The 18773-nt window shown below is 50.7% G+C and carries 18 protein-coding genes; 6 read left to right on the top strand and 12 right to left on the bottom strand.

The window, feature by feature from the left end:
* Positions 1 to 3: 3 nt before the first annotated feature.
* Genes rlmH through leuS form a run of 6 tightly spaced genes read right to left on the bottom strand, consistent with a single transcriptional unit; the run spans position 4 to position 5614 of the window.
* The gene (rlmH, locus tag P2G88_RS13850) at positions 4 to 474 is read right to left on the bottom strand and encodes a 23S rRNA (pseudouridine(1915)-N(3))-methyltransferase RlmH (protein ID WP_275796942.1); all 471 of its coding nucleotides are present in this window, start codon (positions 472 to 474) and stop codon (positions 4 to 6) included.
* 10 nt (positions 475 to 484) lie between these two features.
* Entirely contained in the window at positions 485 to 802 is a 318-nt protein-coding gene (rsfS, locus tag P2G88_RS13855) for a ribosome silencing factor (RefSeq protein ID WP_275796944.1), read from the bottom strand.
* Positions 803 to 826: 24 nt separating this feature from the next.
* Positions 827 to 1477, bottom strand: a complete 651-nt coding sequence (nadD, locus tag P2G88_RS13860; protein ID WP_275796945.1) for a nicotinate-nucleotide adenylyltransferase — start codon at positions 1475 to 1477, stop codon at positions 827 to 829.
* Positions 1474 to 2508 carry a DNA polymerase III subunit delta gene (gene holA, locus P2G88_RS13865; RefSeq protein WP_275796947.1) on the bottom strand — a complete coding sequence of 345 codons (1035 nt, stop codon included), beginning with the start codon at positions 2506 to 2508 and terminating at the stop codon, positions 1474 to 1476. The genes nadD and holA overlap by 4 nt, the downstream gene beginning before the upstream one ends.
* Positions 2509 to 2510: 2 nt before the next feature.
* A complete protein-coding gene (gene lptE, locus P2G88_RS13870) occupies positions 2511 to 3032 on the bottom strand; it encodes an LPS assembly lipoprotein LptE (protein ID WP_275796949.1) in 522 nt (173 codons plus the stop codon).
* Positions 3032 to 5614: a leucine--tRNA ligase gene (gene leuS / locus P2G88_RS13875; RefSeq protein WP_275796951.1), complete on the bottom strand. Its 2583-nt coding sequence runs from the start codon at positions 5612 to 5614 to the stop codon at positions 3032 to 3034. The genes lptE and leuS overlap by 1 nt, the downstream gene beginning before the upstream one ends.
* A gap of 413 nt (positions 5615 to 6027) precedes the next feature.
* On the opposite strand from leuS, the gene P2G88_RS13880 reads away from it, so the two are divergent.
* Positions 6028 to 6504, top strand: a complete 477-nt coding sequence (locus P2G88_RS13880; protein WP_275796953.1) for a hypothetical protein — start codon at positions 6028 to 6030, stop codon at positions 6502 to 6504.
* Positions 6505 to 6506: 2 nt separating this feature from the next.
* Here P2G88_RS13880 and P2G88_RS13885 read toward each other — a convergent pair whose 3' ends face one another.
* The gene (locus P2G88_RS13885; protein ID WP_275796955.1) at positions 6507 to 7034 is read right to left on the bottom strand and encodes an SRPBCC domain-containing protein; all 528 of its coding nucleotides are present in this window, start codon (positions 7032 to 7034) and stop codon (positions 6507 to 6509) included.
* A gap of 174 nt (positions 7035 to 7208) precedes the next feature.
* On the opposite strand from P2G88_RS13885, the gene P2G88_RS13890 reads away from it, so the two are divergent.
* Positions 7209 to 9599, top strand: a complete 2391-nt coding sequence (locus P2G88_RS13890) for an ATP-binding protein (RefSeq protein ID WP_275796957.1) — start codon at positions 7209 to 7211, stop codon at positions 9597 to 9599.
* Positions 9600 to 9953: 354 nt separating this feature from the next.
* Here P2G88_RS13890 and P2G88_RS13895 read toward each other — a convergent pair whose 3' ends face one another.
* Positions 9954 to 11660, bottom strand: coding sequence for an amidohydrolase (locus P2G88_RS13895; protein ID WP_275796959.1), 1707 nt, complete (start codon positions 11658 to 11660; stop codon positions 9954 to 9956).
* A 79-nt stretch (positions 11661 to 11739) separates the two neighbouring features.
* On the bottom strand, positions 11740 to 13266 hold the full coding sequence (locus P2G88_RS13900; protein ID WP_275796961.1) for a SpoVR family protein: 1527 nt from the start codon (positions 13264 to 13266) through the stop codon (positions 11740 to 11742).
* 137 nt (positions 13267 to 13403) lie between these two features.
* On the opposite strand from P2G88_RS13900, the gene P2G88_RS13905 reads away from it, so the two are divergent.
* Positions 13404 to 13751, top strand: a complete 348-nt coding sequence (locus P2G88_RS13905; protein WP_275796963.1) for a DUF1304 domain-containing protein — start codon at positions 13404 to 13406, stop codon at positions 13749 to 13751.
* Positions 13752 to 13761: 10 nt separating this feature from the next.
* On the opposite strand, the gene P2G88_RS13910 is transcribed toward P2G88_RS13905, so the two are convergent.
* Complete coding sequence (locus P2G88_RS13910) at positions 13762 to 14364, bottom strand: outer membrane beta-barrel protein (RefSeq protein WP_275796965.1); 603 nt, start codon at positions 14362 to 14364, stop codon at positions 13762 to 13764.
* Positions 14365 to 14596: 232 nt separating this feature from the next.
* Complete coding sequence (locus P2G88_RS13915) at positions 14597 to 15133, bottom strand: hypothetical protein (RefSeq protein ID WP_275796967.1); 537 nt, start codon at positions 15131 to 15133, stop codon at positions 14597 to 14599.
* Between the two features lie 158 nt (positions 15134 to 15291).
* Here P2G88_RS13915 and P2G88_RS13920 point away from each other — a divergent pair, with 158 nt between their 5' ends.
* From P2G88_RS13920 to P2G88_RS13930, 3 genes are all read left to right on the top strand, one after another.
* Entirely contained in the window at positions 15292 to 16206 is a 915-nt protein-coding gene (locus P2G88_RS13920; RefSeq protein ID WP_275796968.1) for a pirin family protein, read from the top strand.
* 232 nt (positions 16207 to 16438) lie between these two features.
* Positions 16439 to 17044 carry a hypothetical protein gene (locus P2G88_RS13925; RefSeq protein WP_275796970.1) on the top strand — a complete coding sequence of 202 codons (606 nt, stop codon included), beginning with the start codon at positions 16439 to 16441 and terminating at the stop codon, positions 17042 to 17044.
* A gap of 174 nt (positions 17045 to 17218) precedes the next feature.
* Positions 17219 to 17476 carry a hypothetical protein gene (locus P2G88_RS13930; RefSeq protein WP_275796971.1) on the top strand — a complete coding sequence of 86 codons (258 nt, stop codon included), beginning with the start codon at positions 17219 to 17221 and terminating at the stop codon, positions 17474 to 17476.
* 28 nt (positions 17477 to 17504) lie between these two features.
* On the opposite strand, the gene P2G88_RS13935 is transcribed toward P2G88_RS13930, so the two are convergent.
* A complete protein-coding gene (locus P2G88_RS13935; protein ID WP_275796973.1) occupies positions 17505 to 18773 on the bottom strand; it encodes a YeaH/YhbH family protein in 1269 nt (422 codons plus the stop codon).

An 18773-nucleotide genomic window follows, 5' to 3' on the forward strand; every position in this document is an offset into this window, starting at 1 on the left:
TGATTATTCCCGGTGATAAGGATGATTGCTGTTAACTGACCATGCCCGGTAAAGGCTTTCCGCCAGCACAATACGCACCAATGGATGAGGCAGGGTTAACGCCGACAGCGACCATTTCTGTTCAGAAGCGTCAATGCATTGTGGAGCCAATCCTTCAGGTCCGCCCACCAGGAGACTGACATCACGCCCGTCCATCTGCCATTTTTGCATTTCTGTGGCCAACTGTTCAGTGGTCCAGGGACGTCCGCTGACTTCCAGAGTGACAATACGATTGCCTTTGGGTATGGCCGCCAGCATCTGTTCTCCCTCTTTTTGCAGGATACGGGCGATATCGGCGTTCCTTCCCCGCTTGCCAGCGCCGATTTCGGTCAATTGCAAGGGCATATCCGGTGGAAAGCGACGTGCATATTCCTGATAACCTTGTTCCACCCAGGCAGGCATTTTGGTACCCACCGCCACTAACTGCATTCGCATCGAAACCCCACTATCCCCAGAGCTTTTCCAGTTGGTAAAAATCTCTGGCTTCGTCCTGCATCACATGCACGACTATATCACCCAAATCCACCAGTACCCACTCGCCAGTGTCTGCTCCTTCAACACTCAAGGGGGTAACACCCACATGTTTGGCTTCGGTAACCACTTTGTCGGCAATGGAAACCACATGCCGTTTGGAGTTGCCCGAACAAACTACCATGGTATCTGTGAAACTGGATTTACCGGTTACATCTAAATTGACGATATCCCGGCCTTTTAGATCTTCGATTTTTTCAATCACAAACTGTTTCAGTTTTTCGTGTTCCAAAGTCTCTCCTCAGCAGGATGAAAATCAGCGCTGGTGCGCTTCACAGCCATACAGGCCATGCTCTTGAATATAGGTCAGAACCTTTGGCGGCAGCAATGCCGACTCCACTTTCCCTGAGGCCAGTTTCTGGCGCAGTGACGTGGATGACAGGTTCACAAAGGACGTTGACGCCAGATAGACAGATCCCGCAGGTTGATGATGTAAGGCTGCGGCATCATGGCACTGGTGCCTGTCCAACAAATCTTGTATTTCGACCGCCATCGTCGGTTTTGATTCCCCGCGACGACAAACCACCAAGTGACATAGCGACAGGATCTCCTGCCAGCGATACCAGGTATGCAATGTTTGCAGGGAATCCATGCCCATAAAAAACAGCAAAGGCCGATCGCCTACCTCCTCTCGATACTCATTTAAGGTATCGACGCTATATGAGGGTTTGTGGCGTCTAAGCTCCCGATCGTCCACTTCAAACAGCGGCCAATCTTCGCAAACCAGTCGCAGCATGTGCAGACGCATAGAGGCGCTGACACTGGGGGTCGCTTTATGTGGCGGGATATGGCATGGCAGCAGGCGTATTTGCACCAATCCCACTTCTTTGGCTGCTTCGGCCACGGGTTTGAGATGGCCATAGTGAACAGGATCAAAGGTGCCGCCAAAGAGCCCAAGGGCGCTCATAGATAGTCCAGCTCCATGGCTGCAAGATCCATCGGCATAAACAACAGGCACAGATGACAAAGCTCAACGTAAGGACGCGGCACAGCGGTTTGCTTGATAGCTTGATCAAATGCGCTCAGCTTCACTTGCAACTGTTCAAGATGCTGCATAGACAAACGTTGCAAAGCAGCCTGATACAGCCCCTGGCGACTGCTCCAAATACGATACTGATTCCAAAGACTGTTCAGGGGCGTCCCTTGCTGCTGAGCAAATTTGAGGGCATACAGGGTTTGCCATTCGCGCACCAACGCCCAGCACACTACGGTCGGCTCAACGCCCTCATTCTCCAGGCGATAAAGGATTTTTACCGCTTTGTCTGCATCACCGGCTAACAGCACATCCACCAGTTGGAATACGTTAAAGCGGGATTGATCGAGCATGGCCTTCTCGGCTTGCTCTATACCTACCTGTCCACCAGGAAACAGCAAAGCCAGTTTGTCGATTTCCTGTCGGGCAGCAAGTAGATTGCCTTCACAGTAATCACATAAGAGTTTGACCAATTGCGGATCGCTTTGCAGGCCGCTGCTTCGCACCCGATCTGCGACCCATGTGGTCAACGCTCTGCCTTCTAATGGTGCGCAGGGGATATAAGCGCCTTGCTTATCCAGGGTTTTAAACCACTTCCCAGACTGCACATCCTTGCCGATACGACCGCCGTGGATCACCAGCAACACATCGGGATTCGGCGATTCGGCCAGGCTGGTAAGCAGCTTGGCGCCTTCTGCGCCGGGTTTGCCAGTGGGTAATTCCAACTCCACCATTTGCCGGGCGCTGAACAAGGACAGACTTTGGCAGGCATCCAGCAGTTGACTCCACTGAAAGCCGCTATCGACCACCAGGGAATGGCGTTCATCGAAACCTGCTTGCTGGGCGGCCTGACGCAGTAGGCTGATGCTTTCCAGCTTCTGCTGTGGCTCATCGCCGAAAATCAGATAGAAAGGCTGCAGTCCTTTTCGCAGCTGCTCGACCAGTCGGTTTGGATATACCTGCATGCTTATCCGTTGTCTGGGGTTTGTGGCTGATTGCTGGGCCGGATACGGCTCAATTGACGGATAATGCGATCAGCCGCGCGGGCACGCAGTTCATCCAGGATCAGATTAAGCTCCCTGGATTTGGCTAGTACCGCGTCAGGATCGTCCTGATATTCGCGGCTGAGATTAAACTGCACCAGACGCGCTTCTTCTCCGGGCATTTGGATCTCATAACGCACATGATAAATCAGCTCATACTCGGCCACCTGGCCTGTTGCAAACAGCGACAGCAAGGTGCGATCCAGTTGCTCCGGATACAGGTACAGATTGGGCGCACCTTCAGCGGGATTGGCCAGCACTTGTACTTCGTATCTGTCCAGCCTGTCCTTCATGGTACGCGCCAGCGGGGCATGAGGGTTATCACTGGCCAGATGCAACTGACTGAAATGATCCAGCAGCAAATCGCTGCCGCGAAGCTGAAAACCGCATCCTGACAACAAGGTCAGGATAGCGGTCAAGAGTGTCAGACGAATGGCCAGGGCCATTAGTTGGCAACCATATTCAGCAGCTTGCCGGGCACATAAATCACCTTACGTAAGGTCTTGCCATCCAGATGCTGGTGAACATTGTCTTCCTGCATGGCCAAAGCCTTGACTTGCTCTTCACTGGCGTCGGCGGCGACGGTGATCTTGGCACGCAGCTTACCGTTAACCTGCACGACGATCAGCTTCTCGTCTTCCACCAACGCTGCTTCGTCTAGCTCTGGCCAAGGGCTGTGTTCAACGCCTTTGGTATGGCCAAGATCTTGCCACAGCACATGGCAGATATGCGGAGTAATGGGGTTTAGCAGGGCAACCAAGGCGGTAACCCCCTCGCGCATCACGGCTTTGTCCTGTGCGCTTTCCTGAGGCGCTTTTTGCAGATGATTGGTCAGTTCCATCAGCGCCGCGATCGCGGTGTTAAAGGTTTGACGACGACCTATATCATCAGACACCTTGGCAATGGTTTTATGGATCTCGCGGCGTAACGCTTTCTGATCATTAGTCAGAGCCGCCTTATCCAACGCTGGAACATCGCCCAACGCCACATGATCCTGTACCAGTTTCCACAAACGCTTGAGGTAGCGGTTGGCGCCTTCTACGCCAGAGTCCAGCCACTCCAGAGTTTGCTCAGGTGGCGCAGCAAACATGGTAAACAAACGAATCGTATCGGCGCCGTACAGATCAATGACTTCCTGCGGGTTGATGCCGTTGTTTTTAGACTTGGACATCTTGGTCATGCCGCCATGGATCACTTCCTTGCCGTCCTTACGCAGGATGGCGCGCACTATCCGTCCCTTTTCATCTTTTTCGGTATCTACATCAGAAGGCGCATACCAGGTACGGGCGCCTTTGGCATCTTCACGGTAGAAGGAATCTGCCAGCACCATGCCTTGGCAAAGCAAACGCTTGAAGGGCTCATCGGATTGCACCAGGCCTTCGTCACGCAGCAGTTTATGGAAAAAGCGCGAGTACAGCAGGTGCAAAATGGCGTGCTCGATACCACCAATATATTGATCCACCGGCAGCCAGTAATTGGCTTCCTGTTTATCCAGCATACCGTCCTGGTATTGCGCCGAGCAGTAACGGGCATAATACCAGGAAGACTCCATAAAGGTGTCGAAGGTGTCGGTTTCACGCTCGGCTTCCTGGCCCTGATAGTGGGCTTTGCGCCAGTTAGGATCGGCTTTAATGGGGGAGGTGACCCCATCCATGACCACATCTTCAGGCAACCTTACCGGCAAATCCTCGGACGGCACCGGTACAGAGCGACCATCAGGCAGATTTAGCATGGGAATAGGCGCGCCCCAATAGCGCTGACGGGAAACACCCCAGTCACGCAGGCGGAAATTCACTTTGCGCTCACCTTTACCCATCGCCGCCAATTTGTCAGCAATGGCATCGAATGCGGCTTGTGAGTCCAGGCCGTCAAATTCGGCAGAATTGATCAGCGTGCCTTTGTCGGTGAAGGCTTCCTGACTCAAATCACATTCGCCCTCAAGAGGCTGAATCACCTGCTTGATAGGCAGTTGGTACTTGGTAGCAAATTCCCAATCGCGTTGGTCATGGCCGGGTACGGCCATCACGGCACCTGAGCCGTAATCCATCAGAACGAAGTTGGCGACCCACACCGGAACCAGCTCGCCGGTCAGTGGATGCACGGCTTGCAGGCCGGTGGCGCAGCCTTTTTTCTCCATGGTGGCGATATCGGCTTCCGCGACCTTAGTGTTTTTGCACTCTTCGATAAAGGCGGCCAGTTTTTCATTGGTTTTGGCCGCTTCCAGAGCCAGCGGATGCTGGGCAGCCAACGCCACATAAGTCACGCCCATTAAGGTATCGGGGCGGGTGGTGTAGATTTCAAAGCTGTCTTTGCCGCCTTCCAGTTCAAAGCGCATTTGCACGCCTTCAGAGCGACCAATCCAGTTGCGCTGCATGGCTTTAACCTGATCTGGCCAATCTTCCAACTTGTCGAGATCCGCCAAAAGTTGCTCGGCATAGTCGGTAATTTTGATAAACCACTGAGGAATTTCTTTTTGTTCCACCAGCGCGCCAGAACGCCAGCCACGGCCGTCTATAACCTGCTCATTGGCCAACACGGTCTGGTCAATAGGATCCCAGTTCACAGTGGAGTTCTTCTTATAAACCAGGCCTTTTTCAAACAGGCGGGTAAAGAACCACTGCTCCCAGCGATAGTAGTCTGGTTTGCAAGTGGCCACTTCGCGATCCCAGTCGTAACCAAAACCCAGCGACTTCAGCTGGTTTTTCATGTAATCAATATTGGCGTAGGTCCATTTAGCCGGCGCCGTCTTATTGTCGATAGCAGCGTTCTCCGCCGGCAGACCGAATGCATCCCAGCCCATGGGCTGCAGTACATTTTTGCCCTGCATGCGCTGATAACGGCTGATCACATCGCCAATGGTGTAGTTGCGCACGTGGCCCATGTGCAGACGTCCGCTGGGGTAGGGGAACATAGAAAGACAGTAGAATTTCTCTTTGCCTTCATCGGGCTTAGCCTTAAACAGGCCGGTTTCCTGCCAATATTGCTGGACGTCTTTTTCGATCTCTTGGGGATGGTACTGTCTTTCCATTAATCGCGGGTTCCGAACGTGAATCAGTTGAGTGCCAGTGCGCGGCGAACTAGCGCCGATAAGCCCTATAGAATACCTTAGCGGTGTCCCGGGGAACAATAGCCATGCAGGCATTAAATGTGCTTATTTCGCCGATAAAATCTCATACCAAGTCTATTAATGATCTGGTCAACTCAGAGCAGGTTAGAAGGGCTTAGGTCAAGGCGCCGCTTGACTGCGGGCTTCCTGCCCTTCGCCTTTGGCCATCCTTTGGATGTGCAAATGTTTTCCATAAACATTTGTGAAGGCATAGTGGTGTCTATGTCAAAAAGCGGGAACGCAGAGATAAGCCCTTCTGGCCGCTCCTCGCTGAGTGATCACATCATTAATGGACTTGGTATCACTGACTATACTGAACAAAAAAGGAGGCAGGTATGACAGAGTCCAGCAAAGGTTACAGTGATTTACTCGGCAAAATGTCCGATTGGGTTAAAAAGTCAGTCGAACAGGATGTTCTGGACCTGATGGAATTGAAGGATGAGGCGAGCGCTTACTTAAAGGCTGCCAAGGAGTTGACCGAAGACGAGATACAGTTACTGGAGCAAAGTCTGAGCAGGGATCTACAAACCTTCGCCCATCATTGGCAACAAGATGCCGACGCCTCTCCCTGGTGGCAAGCCACCAAAGACAGGCTGTGGTCTTTGCTGGCTGATGCTTCCGATAAGGGCCAACTGGCACTAACGGAAAGCTTTAGAGATATTCGCCACCATGGGATCTACCGCACCGGAGAGCCGGTGGCATTGGGTGAGTTGGAATGCACTCAATGCGGTCGCAGACACAAGGTTTACCATGTCGAAGTGATCAAGCCCTGTCTGCAATGCGGCAATAAAAGTTTCTCCCGGGTGTTGTAGTGTCACTGGCGTCTGTTTAGGTATTCTCCAAGCCCCCCTAACTGAATGACTTGCACCTTATCGACTATGGGCGCCAATGTTGCAAATCCGTCAGGCGCAAAGCCACTGACCTTGTAGCTGAGGATGATATCACTACCATTTTCGCTGGGGATTATCTTCCAGTCGAGGGCGCCGGTTAGCCCCATTCCCTGCAATGGACCCAAACCGCCGGTCATACGCAACAACTTCCCAGGCTCTGCGAAACTAATGAGCATATGCAGGGCCTGCTTTTCACCTTCAATCTCACAAAAGCAGCCACCGGCTTGCGCTTGAATGCGCAGATTTTCACTCTTGCCCCACCAGGTATGATCGGCCGGCCACCATTTTCCCACATCACTAACCAATGCCTGCCATGCGGCTTCCGGTTTAGCGCTGGTGCTAATACGGTTTTCCAGGATAAACCCATAGTCGGAAAGGTGTTTCACCTCAGCTTCGACTGGTAATGTCAGCAATGAGGGTATCAGCAAAGGGAAGCATGCAAGGCGTTTCATGTTTTTTTGGTCCACTTGTTTGTTGCCATATTCAGAGTAGTCAATCTCTGGAGCCGGACAATATCTTAAGTTGACTAAAAACCAAGCACTAAGTGCCAATGCCTGTCGACAGGGTTTGACAGTAAGGGGCATTCGGGTTTCACTTGAGCAAGAACAATATCCATCATCTATTTCATGTCAAAAGCCACCGAACTTCACGTCCAGCAACTGTCCGCCAAGCCCAGCCGTCGCCTGATCAACCAGGCTATGCGCGATGATACGGCGTTAAACGCCACTTTTATCGGCCAGAACCGTGCCCGCGATGCGCTTAATTTTGGTCTTGGCATAGATGCCAAAGGGTACAACCTGTATGTGATGGGCGAGGCGGCAACCGGACGCTATACCCTGGTGCATGAGCATATTGCCAAGCATGTGACCAAGGTGCCGACCCCGGATGAATGGTGCTATATCAATAACTTTGATGATGAGCGTGAACCTTTTTATCTGCGGCTGCCGGCAGGGGAAAGTAAAACTCTGTTAGCCGACCTTAATTCGTTGATAGATGAGTTATTGGATACCTTCCCTGCGGCCTTTGATAACCCGGGTTACCAACGCAAAAAGGCCGGTATTCAGCGTCAGTTTGATCAGAAATACGAGCATGCCATTCAGGAAGTAGAGCGTTTTGCCCAGCAAAACGGCGTGGCCCTATACGAGGAAGGCGGCACTATCAGCTTCTCACCTATCGTCGATGGTAAGCCGGTTAACGATGAAGAATTTACCAAGCTATCCGACGAACAGCGCCAGCATTTTTATGACTTGATCAGTCAACTGGAAGATCGGCTCAGCGATCAACTTCTGGAATTGCCTAAGTGGAAGCGCGAATCCTCTGAAATGGCGCGCAAACTCAAGCGTGAGACCGCTGAGCTTGGTATTAGGCCGCTGCTAAAAGAATTAGAACACAAATATGCCGCAGATCTTGGCATCCTTAAATTCCTGCGTCAGCTTAAGCCACACCTGGTGGAGACGGTGGTAGAGCTGCTTGCCGAAGAGGGCAAGGAAGAGAAGCAGGATGAGTTTGACCGTCGAACGGTACTGGAAGAGCAATACCTGCCCAATATTCTGGTCAGCCATGAGATGAATGGCGGCGCACCGGTCATTTATGAACCCAATCCCACCTATCCCAATCTGTTTGGAAGGGTCGAATACACCAATGTGCAGGGCTCAGTGTTTACCAACTATCGCATGATCCGCCCCGGCGCCCTGCATCGCGCCAATGGCGGCTATTTATTGCTGGATGTGGATAAAATGATCCAGCAACCCTATGTGTGGGAGGCCCTGAAGCTGGCCCTGAAACGCGGCGAGTTAAGAGTAGATACCCATCAGCACGATATCGGCATGGTCAATTCCATGACCCTGAGTCCGCAGACTATTCCGGTAAAAGTTAAAGTGGTGCTGCTGGGGTCACGGGATCTCTACTACACACTGCAAGATTATGATGACGAGTTTTCCGAGCTATTCAGAGTGCTGGTGGATTTCGACTATGAGATCCCCCTGGATAAGACCACCCTGGTCGATTTCGTTGGCCGGGTCCGCAGTCAAATAGTACAGATGGGCCTGGAGGGCATTTCTACCAAAGCCATGTATCGCCTGGTGGAATACAGCCTGCGTATGGCGGAGCACCAACATCGCTTGTCTGCGCGTTTTGCCGATGTGATTGAGCTGATACATGAAGCCCGCTATTTCTGTGTTAAGCAAAATAATCTGATGCTGGATGTGACCCATATTGAAACGGCCCTGGAAGCGAAAAAGGAGCGCAGTGGACGCATCAGTCAGGCCCTGCTTGATGATATCAAAGAAGGGCAGATCCTGATTGAAACCCAGGGCGTGGCTATCGGTAAAGTCAACGGTTTAACCGTATTGGAGATAGGCGACAGCTTGTTTGGTACGCCGGCGCGTATTACCTCAACCGTCTATGCGGGCTCAAACGGGGTGGTGGATATTGAACGGGAAGTGGAGCTAGGCCGCCCCATTCACTCCAAAGGGGTGATGTTGTTAACCGGCTATTTGGGGAATAAATATGCCCAGCAGTTTCCGCTGACCTTATCGGCCAATATCGCCATTGAACAGTCCTACGGCCATATTGATGGTGACAGTGCGTCTTTGGCTGAATTGGTAGCGCTGTTGTCGGCACTGACGCTGATCCCGGTCAAACAGGAGCTGGCGGTAACCGGCTCCATTAACCAATACGGACAAGTGCAGAGCATTGGTGGCGTCAATGAAAAAATTGAAGGTTTCTTCCAGCTTTGTAACCACCGTGGACTGACTGGCAATCAGGGCGTCATTATTCCCAAGTCCAACGAAGTGAACCTGATGCTGGATAAAGATGTGATCCAGGCGGTGAAAAATGGGCGCTTCCATATCTATACGGTGGAAACTGTAGATCAAGCGGTGGAGTTAATGCTTGGCCGCGAAGCCGGTGAGCTATCCAGCCGTGCACGCTTCCCCAAAGGCAGCATTAACAGCCTGGCGGTCAGCCGTTTACGGCAGATAGCGCAGATTGTGAATGGGGCTGATGACGAAGACTAGTCTCATACCAGGTCGATCAAATAAGTGTACATTCAGTGAGAGCCAAAATGTTCACTGGCAAGGTGGGCGGCTGCGGTTTTAGTGAGCCTAAATCAAAGGCGCCAGAGCCTGGGTGGCATCTTGGCCTCGCCCGCAGGGAGCGCCGCTGATGGCATGAAGTAGAACAACGCAGGAGCAGTTGTCGAGTGCGGCCAGAAAGGCTTAGCTCCAGGTTCCCGCTTCTCGACGCAGACACCACTGTGCTTTCACAAATTTTTCTGGAAAACATTTGCACATCCGAAGGCGAAGGGCAGGAAGCCAGGAGTCAATCGACGTCTTGATTTAAGCCTTTCTGACTCGCTCCAAATTGATCACTTATTGGATGGGCTTGGTGTATACCAGGCGACCATCAATAAAAGTGTGGGTGACCTGCGTCTGTGCCAACGCCGTACCAGCCATGTCTGGTGCTAGTTGCCGGTCGAGAATAATCAAATCGGCTGCTTTTCCTACCTGTAAACTGCCTGTTTCACCGTCCCTGCCAAGCAATTGCGCCGCATTTCGGGTATAGGCTTCCAACAGTACCTGTAGTGGCAGTCCTTGATTGACATTCAATGAGGCGGTTGACCTTTCGTCGGGGGCTTTCCTGTCTCGTCCCACTGCCATCGCCATAAAGGGATTAAAGGTAGACACATTCCAGTCGCTCCCTCCTGTTATCAGCGCGCCATGTTGCCACAGGCTGCGGGCAGGATAGATCCGTTGGTGACGCTCATTGCCTAAGTATGGTTGCAAGGCATCAACACTATAGGTGTCCGGTTGCGCCCAGTAGAGCTGCATGGCGGCCAATACCTGCAATGGTGCAAATCTGTTTATATCCTCAGGCGCAATAAGTTGCAGATGGGTAAGACTGAAGCGGGTGGCGCCTCGGACTTCTTTGACTGCGTCCAGTGCGTCCAGGCTTTGTCTCACCGCCGCATCACCGATGGCATGTACATGAATACTGAAATCGTCTTCCATAGCCTGGCGAAAAAAGCGTTGTAAACCTTTCGACTCCAGATAAAGATCACCGGCCCGGTTTGTTGGTTGGCCGTCTTTGTCCAGATAGGGCGACAACAGCGCGGCTGATTGTGTGGGAAACTCCATCACGCCATCTGCGTAAAGCTTGATGGTGTCTGCTTGAATACCACAATCCAGCGCTTGTTTGCGTAAGGCATCTAACCTGGTGCGTTCCTCTTTTGCCAAACTGCCCTGACTACCAAGCGCCAAGTTCACCTTGTGCACCAACTTGTTGGCAGCAACCAGATCACAGAAGGTGTCGATACTTTTTTGGTCAGCGTTGGCTTCCAAAAAGGCAGTGATGCCATTGGCAACTAACTGTTGTAGGGTCTTGTCGAGCAGTCTTGCCCTTGTGACGCGGTCCACTTCCGGTAAATGTTGGCTGACAAGAGTGGTGGCCGCGTCAACCAGCATGCCGGTGGGTTCACCCTCATCATTCCTTATGATTTTTCCCTGTGCCGGAGAGGGGCTGTCGGCATCCACACCTGCCAACTCCAGCGCCTTTGAGTTAACCCATGCGGTGTGGGCATCGGTACTGATTATCATCAGGGGACGATGTGGGAGAAAACTATCTAACTGCCAACGATCAAGGGTGGTACCGGCACTGGCAAGATTAATCAACTGTAACCAGCCTTCTGTGTGCTTTTCGGCACAGGACTGTATCTGGCTTTGTAAATTGCTTAACTCCAGGGGCTGATCTTCCAAATCACAGGCCTCAGTGGCCAATGCGCCTTCGATGCTATGAATATGAGTGTCAATAAACCCAGGTAAAACAGTTTGCCCTGATAAGCTGATGACTTGCGTATCCTCGCCTGTCCAATCGGCGACGGCGCTGTTATCGCCAATAGCTACAATGCTGCCGTTCTTAAAGGCAATAGCTGACGCTTGCGGATAGTCGGGATCCATAGTCAGGATATGTGCATTTACGATCACCCAATCCGCGGCGTTGCTTTTATGGTCTGGGGAATGTGACGGTGTACAGCCAAATCCTGCCACCAGTAAGCCAAGGAAAATCAGGGGGAGACGCATTTTTGTTAATCGACAAAAGACAGCCAGGGAGGCATTGTGCCTCCCATCTGGAGCCTCCTGCAAGCCGCGAATTTGCTTATCAGGACGAGTGATGATTCTCCGAGGTAGGGCATTGTTCAAGCAGTTGGATATTGCCCTTTTCATCACGCATTTCCAAACGCACATCAAAACCCCATAAACGATAAAGGTGTTTCATTACCTCCGGGACACTGTCAGACAGCGGGATCCTGTTATGTGGGATATAACGAAGAGTGAGTGAACGGTCACCGCGCACATTTACGTCCTGCACCTGGATATTCGGCTCCAGATTACTCAGGTTATATTGTGCCGACAGACGCTCCCTTAGCTGCTGATAGCCCTCGGCGTTGTGAATCGCCGATACCGTCAGATGGCTGTCCTCGTCGTCGTCGTGGATGGCAAAAAGACGAAAATCGCGCATCAGTTTGGGCGACAGGAACTGACTGATAAAGCTCTCATCTTTGAAATTTTCCATGGCGAATTTAAGGGTCGGCAGCCAGTCTGAGCCGGCAATATCGGGGAACCACCTTTTATCCTCTGCCGTGGGCTTTTCACAGATGCGCTTTAGATCCATAAACATATTAAAGCCAAGGGCATAAGGGTTGATGCCTGAGTAATAGGGGCTGTTGTATTCCGGCTGATAAACCACATTGGTGTGGCTATGCAGGAATTCCATCATAAAGCGGTCGGTGACTTTGCCTTCATCATAGAGGTGATGAAGGATGTGATAGTGCCAGAAGCAGGCCCAGCCTTCGTTCATGACCTGGGTTTGTTTTTGCGGATAGAAGTATTGCGAGATCTTGCGCACTATGCGCACCAGTTCCCGTTGCCAGGGCTCCAATAGCGGAGCATTTTTTTCGATAAAGTACAGCAGATTCTCCTGCGGCTCGGCAGGGAAGCGTTTCTTACGCTCGTCGGTTTCCTGCTCCTGCTTTATGGGCAGGGTGCGCCACAGTTCATTCACTTGTGACTGTAAGTATTTCTCGCGGGTTTCCTGGCGCTCTTGTTCCTGGCGCAGCGACAACTTTTGCGGGCGCTTGTATCTGTCTACCCCCAGATTGGCCAACGCATGACAGGAGTCTAAGGTCGCTTCCACTTCGGTGATGCCATATTTTTCTTCGCAGCGGGCGATGTAGTTTTTAGCAAAGACCAAGTAGTCGACAATGCTGCTGGCATCTGTCCATGTTTTGAATAAGTAATTGTTTTTAAAGAAAGAGTTATGTCCATAGCTAGCATGGGCCAAGACCAGGGCCTGCATAGTAATGGTGTTTTCTTCCATCAGGTAGGCGATGCAGGGATCGGAATTGATCACTATCTCATAGGCCAATCCCATCTGCCCTCGCTTGTAGCCCTGTTCAGTCTGGATAAACTTTTTGCCATAGGACCAGTGCGTGTAGTTAATGGGCATGCCGACGCTGGCGTACGCATCCATCATTTGTTCGGCGGTGATAATCTCTATCTGATTGGGGTAAGTATCCAGCTCGTAAAAATTGGCCACCCGGTCGATTTCAGCCAGATACTGATCGAGCAGTTCAAAAGTCCAATCTGGTCCATCGGATAGTGCTTTGCTCTTACGCTTACGCTGCATAGGCTCTCTCCCCACAAACAACTAAATCTACGCCCTTGGCCTGAGTATAGTTCAGCCTTCAAAAGCAATGATGTTACTTGCCTTGTTTTCGCAATAGTTCGATGATGCGGCTATGTGTATGAGATTTGGACAGTTTTATGGATTGGTTAAGTACTGCATTAGTGTTGCTGGTGGCGTTTTTGCACTTCTATTTTCTGGTGCTGGAAATGTTTCTGTGGGACAAGCCCAAAGGCATGCGCACCTTTGGCTTAACCCCTGAAAAGGCGGCTATGACCAAGGTGTTGGCTGCCAATCAGGGACTGTACAACGGCTTTTTAGCGGCAGGTCTGCTGTGGGGGCTTTATCTATCTGACCTGTCCATTCAGAGATTCTTCTTAACCTGTGTTGTCGTTGCCGGCGTATATGGGGCCGCCACCGTCAATCGCAGAATATTGTTTGTTCAGGCAATGCCAGCGGCGCTGGCATTGCTGATAGTGTGGTTATAGGAAACGCGGATTAAAAACTGTAGCGTGCGGTGGCCATATAAAGCTTGAAGTCATCAGTTGCCTGCAATCCCAGACCAACCGACAGCGACGAGGTCAGGTAGTAAGAGGCCGTCAGCTTAAGCAGGGTGTCAGATTCATCACTGACATCTACGTAAGCCACTGAGCCGTCCAGTTCCAGTTGCTCAGTTACCATGGCGCGCAGGCCGACGGTCAATCCGTATCCATTGTCATCTTCTGATTCTGATTCGCCGTCAAAAGAGGCTTTGGCATCCAGATATTCATAAGAGATCAGTCCATACAAATCCATGGTATTGGTCAGGCCATGGCGCATCCCCACCGCCAGGCTGCTCCAATCCAGCTCAATCTCTACATCAGCATCCAGTAGACGAATATCATCGGAGACAGACTGATAATTCCCCCTGACAATAAAACGCTCACCCAGCAAAGCGGAGGCCGATAAGCCAAATCCGGTGGGCGAGGCATCATCCACATCGTCAATGTCGGCATAGACATAAGATAGCCCCAGTTGATTCCAATTCGGGCTGGCACTCAACGCAGGCAAAGCCATCAACGCTGAACTGAAGAAGGCGGCAGCAAAAAATACTTTTTTCATTTATCTAAGCATCCGGTGAAAAGTGAAACTCAAGTTAGCCGAGTCGTTAGCTGGCGCCGCCAATTATGAGCCTGGCCTGAAAATAAAATAGAGGGATTGGTGTGCCAATTTGTATCCAAGCGTAAGTGGTTGGCACAATTCTGATATGCCGTTGGCAGGGCTTTGAACATGGTGATTCAAAGGGGGGCATTTTTGCCCGCCAGGGACCTGTGCAGGAGATCTTTACAAAGTACTAGTAGTTTTTACTTTCCCCGATTTCATAAGCGTACTCGTCAATCAGCACAAAATAGTCCTCCTGCGCCTTGAGTTTTAATTCCAGGGTCATAATGCCCTTGGTATGGCTTTCGTCCCTCGCCAGAATCGCCGATACGCTGAGGCCAACGGACTGAGGGGTATTATGTTGCAAGCTTTGTTGCATCTGGGTGAATTGAGCGGCGCCTTGTTCGCTTAAGCGCAGAGTATAACGGCTGACCAATCTGTCCTGGCTGAATAAGCCCCCTGTCAGAATTAAGTCTTCCTGCTCCAGTTGCTCAAGCGGAAACGAGAATTGCTGCTCACCTTTGTCAAACTCAAGGGTGACGCGCAGACTGGTTTTTTCCAGGTCCGGTCCTACTCCTCTTGGCAAGGTCATCCGTGAACGAATGTCCCCGGCGCGCAAGGTCTGCAGGCTGTCCTGATCAAAGTTGCGCATTTTAATCATGGTGGAGAGAGGAATGCTGCTGCAGGCGGTTAAGAGCAGAGCAAATATAAGGCAAGCACTTCTATACACTAACTTTTCCTGAAGAGGGTAACAAAACGAAAGATGCCACAGAGTGCGCCAGAATCACAAACCCAGATTGTTTCCGGATCTTTCCTGACTATCTTTATCTTTACGAGACCAGATTGGGTATGGTGAGCAATCTGGTTATTGGATTTTAGGAGAGGGATATGAGCAATTTAATACAGCAGCAATCTCCATGTGAGGCCAAGGAGCAGCCTTGCAAGGGGGTGGAAACCATTGTTGAGCCCAAAGACAAAGACATCGGCGGCTTTTTTGTCAGGCGCTGTCTGCCCGTTGCCAAGTTGCGTAGCGTAGGCCCGTGGATTTTTTTCGATCATATGGGGCCGGCTGAGTTTGAAGCCGGGCAGGGGGTTGATGTGCGTCCCCATCCGCATATCAATCTGGCCACAGTCACCTTCCTGTTTGAAGGCGAAATTCTGCATAGAGACTCCTTAGGGAACCTGCAAGCGATTAAGCCGGGGGATATCAATTTAATGGTGGCAGGCAAAGGCATTGTCCACTCAGAGCGGGAACGCCCGGAGGTACGAAACACATTGCATCGTTTGCATGGTCTACAACTCTGGCACGCACTACCGGAAGCCTATGAGGAGACTGCTCCCGCGTTTTATCACTACCCGGTAGACGATATTCCTGCCACCAACATCGATGGAGTGCCTGTACGGGTGATGATGGGCAGCGCCTATGGTTTGACCTCTCCGGTAAAAACTTTCTGTGAAACCCTGTATTTGGAAGCGGTTCTGGAAGAAGGCCTGACCTTAACCCTGCCGCCGGCTACAGAAAGGGCGATTTATGTGGCTGAGGGCGAACTGCATGTGCACGGCGAGGCAATAAAGGCGCATCAAATGGCGTTGTTAACACCAAAGGCAGAAGTAAAGGTGAGTGCATCCAAGAAAAGCCGTATCGCCCTGATTGGTGGTGAGCCTTTGGGCTATCGCTATATGTATTGGAATTTCGCATCGAGTCGTAAAACCCGTATCGAATGGGCTAAGGAAGACTGGAAAGAGCAGCGCTTTGACAAAGTACCAGGGGACGAAGAAGAGTTTATTCCTTTACCTGATTAGCTATTGATGCCGTAAATAAAGTGCCAAACTATGTTGGTAAGCTGTATTAGTTTATATCTGTTCTGAGGCTTTTCTTCTGAGGTTTAGGCCAAATTTGAAAGGCCGTATTGAGCGAGCAGCGGACATTGGGCTTTTTGATCTTGCAAAGTACGCGATCTTGTGTGTTCGGGATAATAAGTTGTTAGCAACAATGTGGCTTAATTTTCTTGGGACCTATTGTAAGGAGAAAGAAATGGCTGGTGCTAAATCAATCGCAAAAGGAAATTCACTTGGATTAAGTTACGAAATTTTTTCCAGAACGGGGACAGTGCAATCCTCTGAAAATGAAGTGGAAACTACATTCGAACATAGTTATGACCACAATACAGGACGGAGTCAAACGTTTTCTAAATCAACCCACTGGCAGACTATTTTTATAAAAGATGAAGAAGGTACGGAACACTCTGTAGTACTCAAAAATTTGACTATTCCATGTAGAGGTGGACATAAGGTGACCGCTTTTTTTATTAAATCGGGAGGGAAAAAGCTAGGGTTTTATTTCATGCTTCGAAATCATAATACCCGAGATATGGATTGTAATAATGGAATAATCAGATCGGTAATGTTTCCTTGGATAACTTTGGCTTTGCTGATGGCTGCTTATGCGGTGTACATGATCAAGGATGAGATGGGGTCACAGGGCAGTTCTCTCGGGGATGCGATTATAGTGACTGTGCTTGGAGGGATTTTTGTGGGTTTTGTTCTGTGGCTTCTAGGATGGATAATTAGTTTTTTACGGGTGATTTTTATTAAAAATAATTCGCAGTTTAGGAAGTACATTAAAGAAATTTCAACCTGATACTCCCTATTGAATCGTGTGACGGAGGCCATTTCGCGTTGAAAAAATTTCGCCGCTGAACTCAATCGTTACTGAAATTCCTCTATCGGCAATGAGCTGCCTATCCAACTACCTCTTGCTCTGTTAAAAGAAGTGCCATATAAATTCGAGCCCTATTCAAGTTAAGGAAAACCAATGAAGCCCTATAAAAATATCCAAACGCAAAACCTGGGGGCGGTTCTGTTTATCGCACGGATGCTGGCCATTCTCGGTTATTTGGCGGTGGGATTGGCGCTGCTGATTGGCCTGTTGTCTGTGTTTAGCACGGGTCTCGTTGGCTTTGCAGTTGCCTTTCCCGTGCTTGGCGTTGGCATGACGGCGCTGTTTATGAGTGCATTGCTGGCGGCACTGGTAGCCATCGAGCAGACACTTCAGTTTGCCAAAAAGGAATGACTTAGCCTCTCGCCAATTGGAACGAATTTCAGGCCGCTTGTTTTTTAAATAGCTCCCTGAAGATGGGATAGATATCCTCAACAGAGCGGATATGTTTCATCGCGAAATTATCATTAAGCTCTGCCAGTTTATAGTATTCACGCCACAAGCTTTGATGCTGTCGCTGGGTGATTTCGATATAGGCGTAGTAGCGCACCAACGGCAGCAGTTTGCTTTGCAGCAAAGCGCTGCACTGCGGGGAGTCATCGGCCCAGTTGTCGCCGTCAGAGGCCTGCGCGGCGTAAATATTCCATTCCCCAGGCGGGAAGCGTGCAGTAACAATTTCATCCATCAGTTTTAAGGCGCTGGAAACAATAGTGCCGCCGGTTTCCTGGGAATAGAAAAACTCCTGTTCATCCACTTCTTTGGCCTGGGTGTGGTGACGGATATAGACCACTTCCACGTTCTTGTAGGTACGGGTCAAGAAAAGGTAAAGCAGGATATAAAAGCGCTTAGCCATATCCTTGGTGGCTTGATCCATAGAGCCGGAGACATCCATCAGACAAAACATCACGGCCTTGCTGGTGGGCAGGGGACGTTTTTCAAAATTACGAAAGCGCAGGTCGATGGTATCCAGAAAGGGCACTTTGGCGATGCGGGCCTTAAGCTCGGCAATCTCGGCTTCAAGCTCGCGTATTTCCAATTCATGGTCGTGCTTGTCGCTCTTAAGTTCCTCCAACTTCTCCTGCAGTTCTTTGAGTTTGGCACGCTTATCACCGGTTAAGGCAATTCGCCTGGCCATGGAGCCGCGCAATGAGCGCACAATGTCTAAATTGCTGGGCACCCCGTCTGACTTAAAACCGGAGCGATAGGTCTTATACTCAACCAGTTTATCCAGTTGGGTTTTCTTGAGGTTGGGCAGAGCCAAGTCTTCAAACAGCAGATCCAGATATTCATCCTTGGAAATTTGAAAGACAAACTCGTCTTCGCCTTCACCGCTGTCGCTGGCTTCTCCTTCGCCACCGCCTTTTCCCTGACCGCTTAAGGGGCGTTTGATGCGATCGCCCTGACTGAACTGGTCGTTGCCCGGATGGACCCGGTCGGTGATGCCGCCTTTGCCGGTGTGGAAAATCGGCTCCTTAATATCCCGGGTAGGGATATTAATGCTCTCACCGCTTTCCACGTCCGTGACACTGCGCTTACTGATGGCATCAGACACCGCCTTTTTTATCTGCTGCTTATAGCGGCGGATAAAGCGTTGCCGGTTGACGGTGCTTTTGCCCTTACTGTTTGCCCTGCGGTCGATAAAGTGCGCCAT

It is taken from the genome of Aliiglaciecola sp. CAU 1673 (genome assembly GCF_029223185.1).
Taxonomy (GTDB): Bacteria; Pseudomonadota; Gammaproteobacteria; order Enterobacterales; family Alteromonadaceae; genus Bowmanella.

Coding starts and splice junctions, on each gene's coding strand:
- holA (WP_275796947.1), bottom strand. CDS start 2,508: ATGCAGGTATATCCAAACCGACTGGTCGAGCAGCTGCGAAAAGGACTG.
- P2G88_RS13930 (WP_275796971.1), top strand. CDS start 17,219: ATGAAGCCCTATAAAAATATCCAAACGCAAAACCTGGGGGCGGTTCTG.
- P2G88_RS13890 (WP_275796957.1), top strand. CDS start 7,209: ATGTCAAAAGCCACCGAACTTCACGTCCAGCAACTGTCCGCCAAGCCC.
- P2G88_RS13905 (WP_275796963.1), top strand. CDS start 13,404: ATGGATTGGTTAAGTACTGCATTAGTGTTGCTGGTGGCGTTTTTGCAC.
- nadD (WP_275796945.1), bottom strand. CDS start 1,477: ATGAGCGCCCTTGGGCTCTTTGGCGGCACCTTTGATCCTGTTCACTAT.
- rlmH (WP_275796942.1), bottom strand. CDS start 474: ATGCGAATGCAGTTAGTGGCGGTGGGTACCAAAATGCCTGCCTGGGTG.
- P2G88_RS13895 (WP_275796959.1), bottom strand. CDS start 11,660: ATGCGTCTCCCCCTGATTTTCCTTGGCTTACTGGTGGCAGGATTTGGC.
- P2G88_RS13910 (WP_275796965.1), bottom strand. CDS start 14,364: ATGAAAAAAGTATTTTTTGCTGCCGCCTTCTTCAGTTCAGCGTTGATG.
- P2G88_RS13920 (WP_275796968.1), top strand. CDS start 15,292: ATGAGCAATTTAATACAGCAGCAATCTCCATGTGAGGCCAAGGAGCAG.
- P2G88_RS13935 (WP_275796973.1), bottom strand. CDS start 18,773: ATGGCGCACTTTATCGACCGCAGGGCAAACAGTAAGGGCAAAAGCACC.
- P2G88_RS13880 (WP_275796953.1), top strand. CDS start 6,028: ATGACAGAGTCCAGCAAAGGTTACAGTGATTTACTCGGCAAAATGTCC.
- P2G88_RS13900 (WP_275796961.1), bottom strand. CDS start 13,266: ATGCAGCGTAAGCGTAAGAGCAAAGCACTATCCGATGGACCAGATTGG.
- P2G88_RS13885 (WP_275796955.1), bottom strand. CDS start 7,034: ATGAAACGCCTTGCATGCTTCCCTTTGCTGATACCCTCATTGCTGACA.
- lptE (WP_275796949.1), bottom strand. CDS start 3,032: ATGGCCCTGGCCATTCGTCTGACACTCTTGACCGCTATCCTGACCTTG.
- leuS (WP_275796951.1), bottom strand. CDS start 5,614: ATGGAAAGACAGTACCATCCCCAAGAGATCGAAAAAGACGTCCAGCAA.
- P2G88_RS13925 (WP_275796970.1), top strand. CDS start 16,439: ATGGCTGGTGCTAAATCAATCGCAAAAGGAAATTCACTTGGATTAAGT.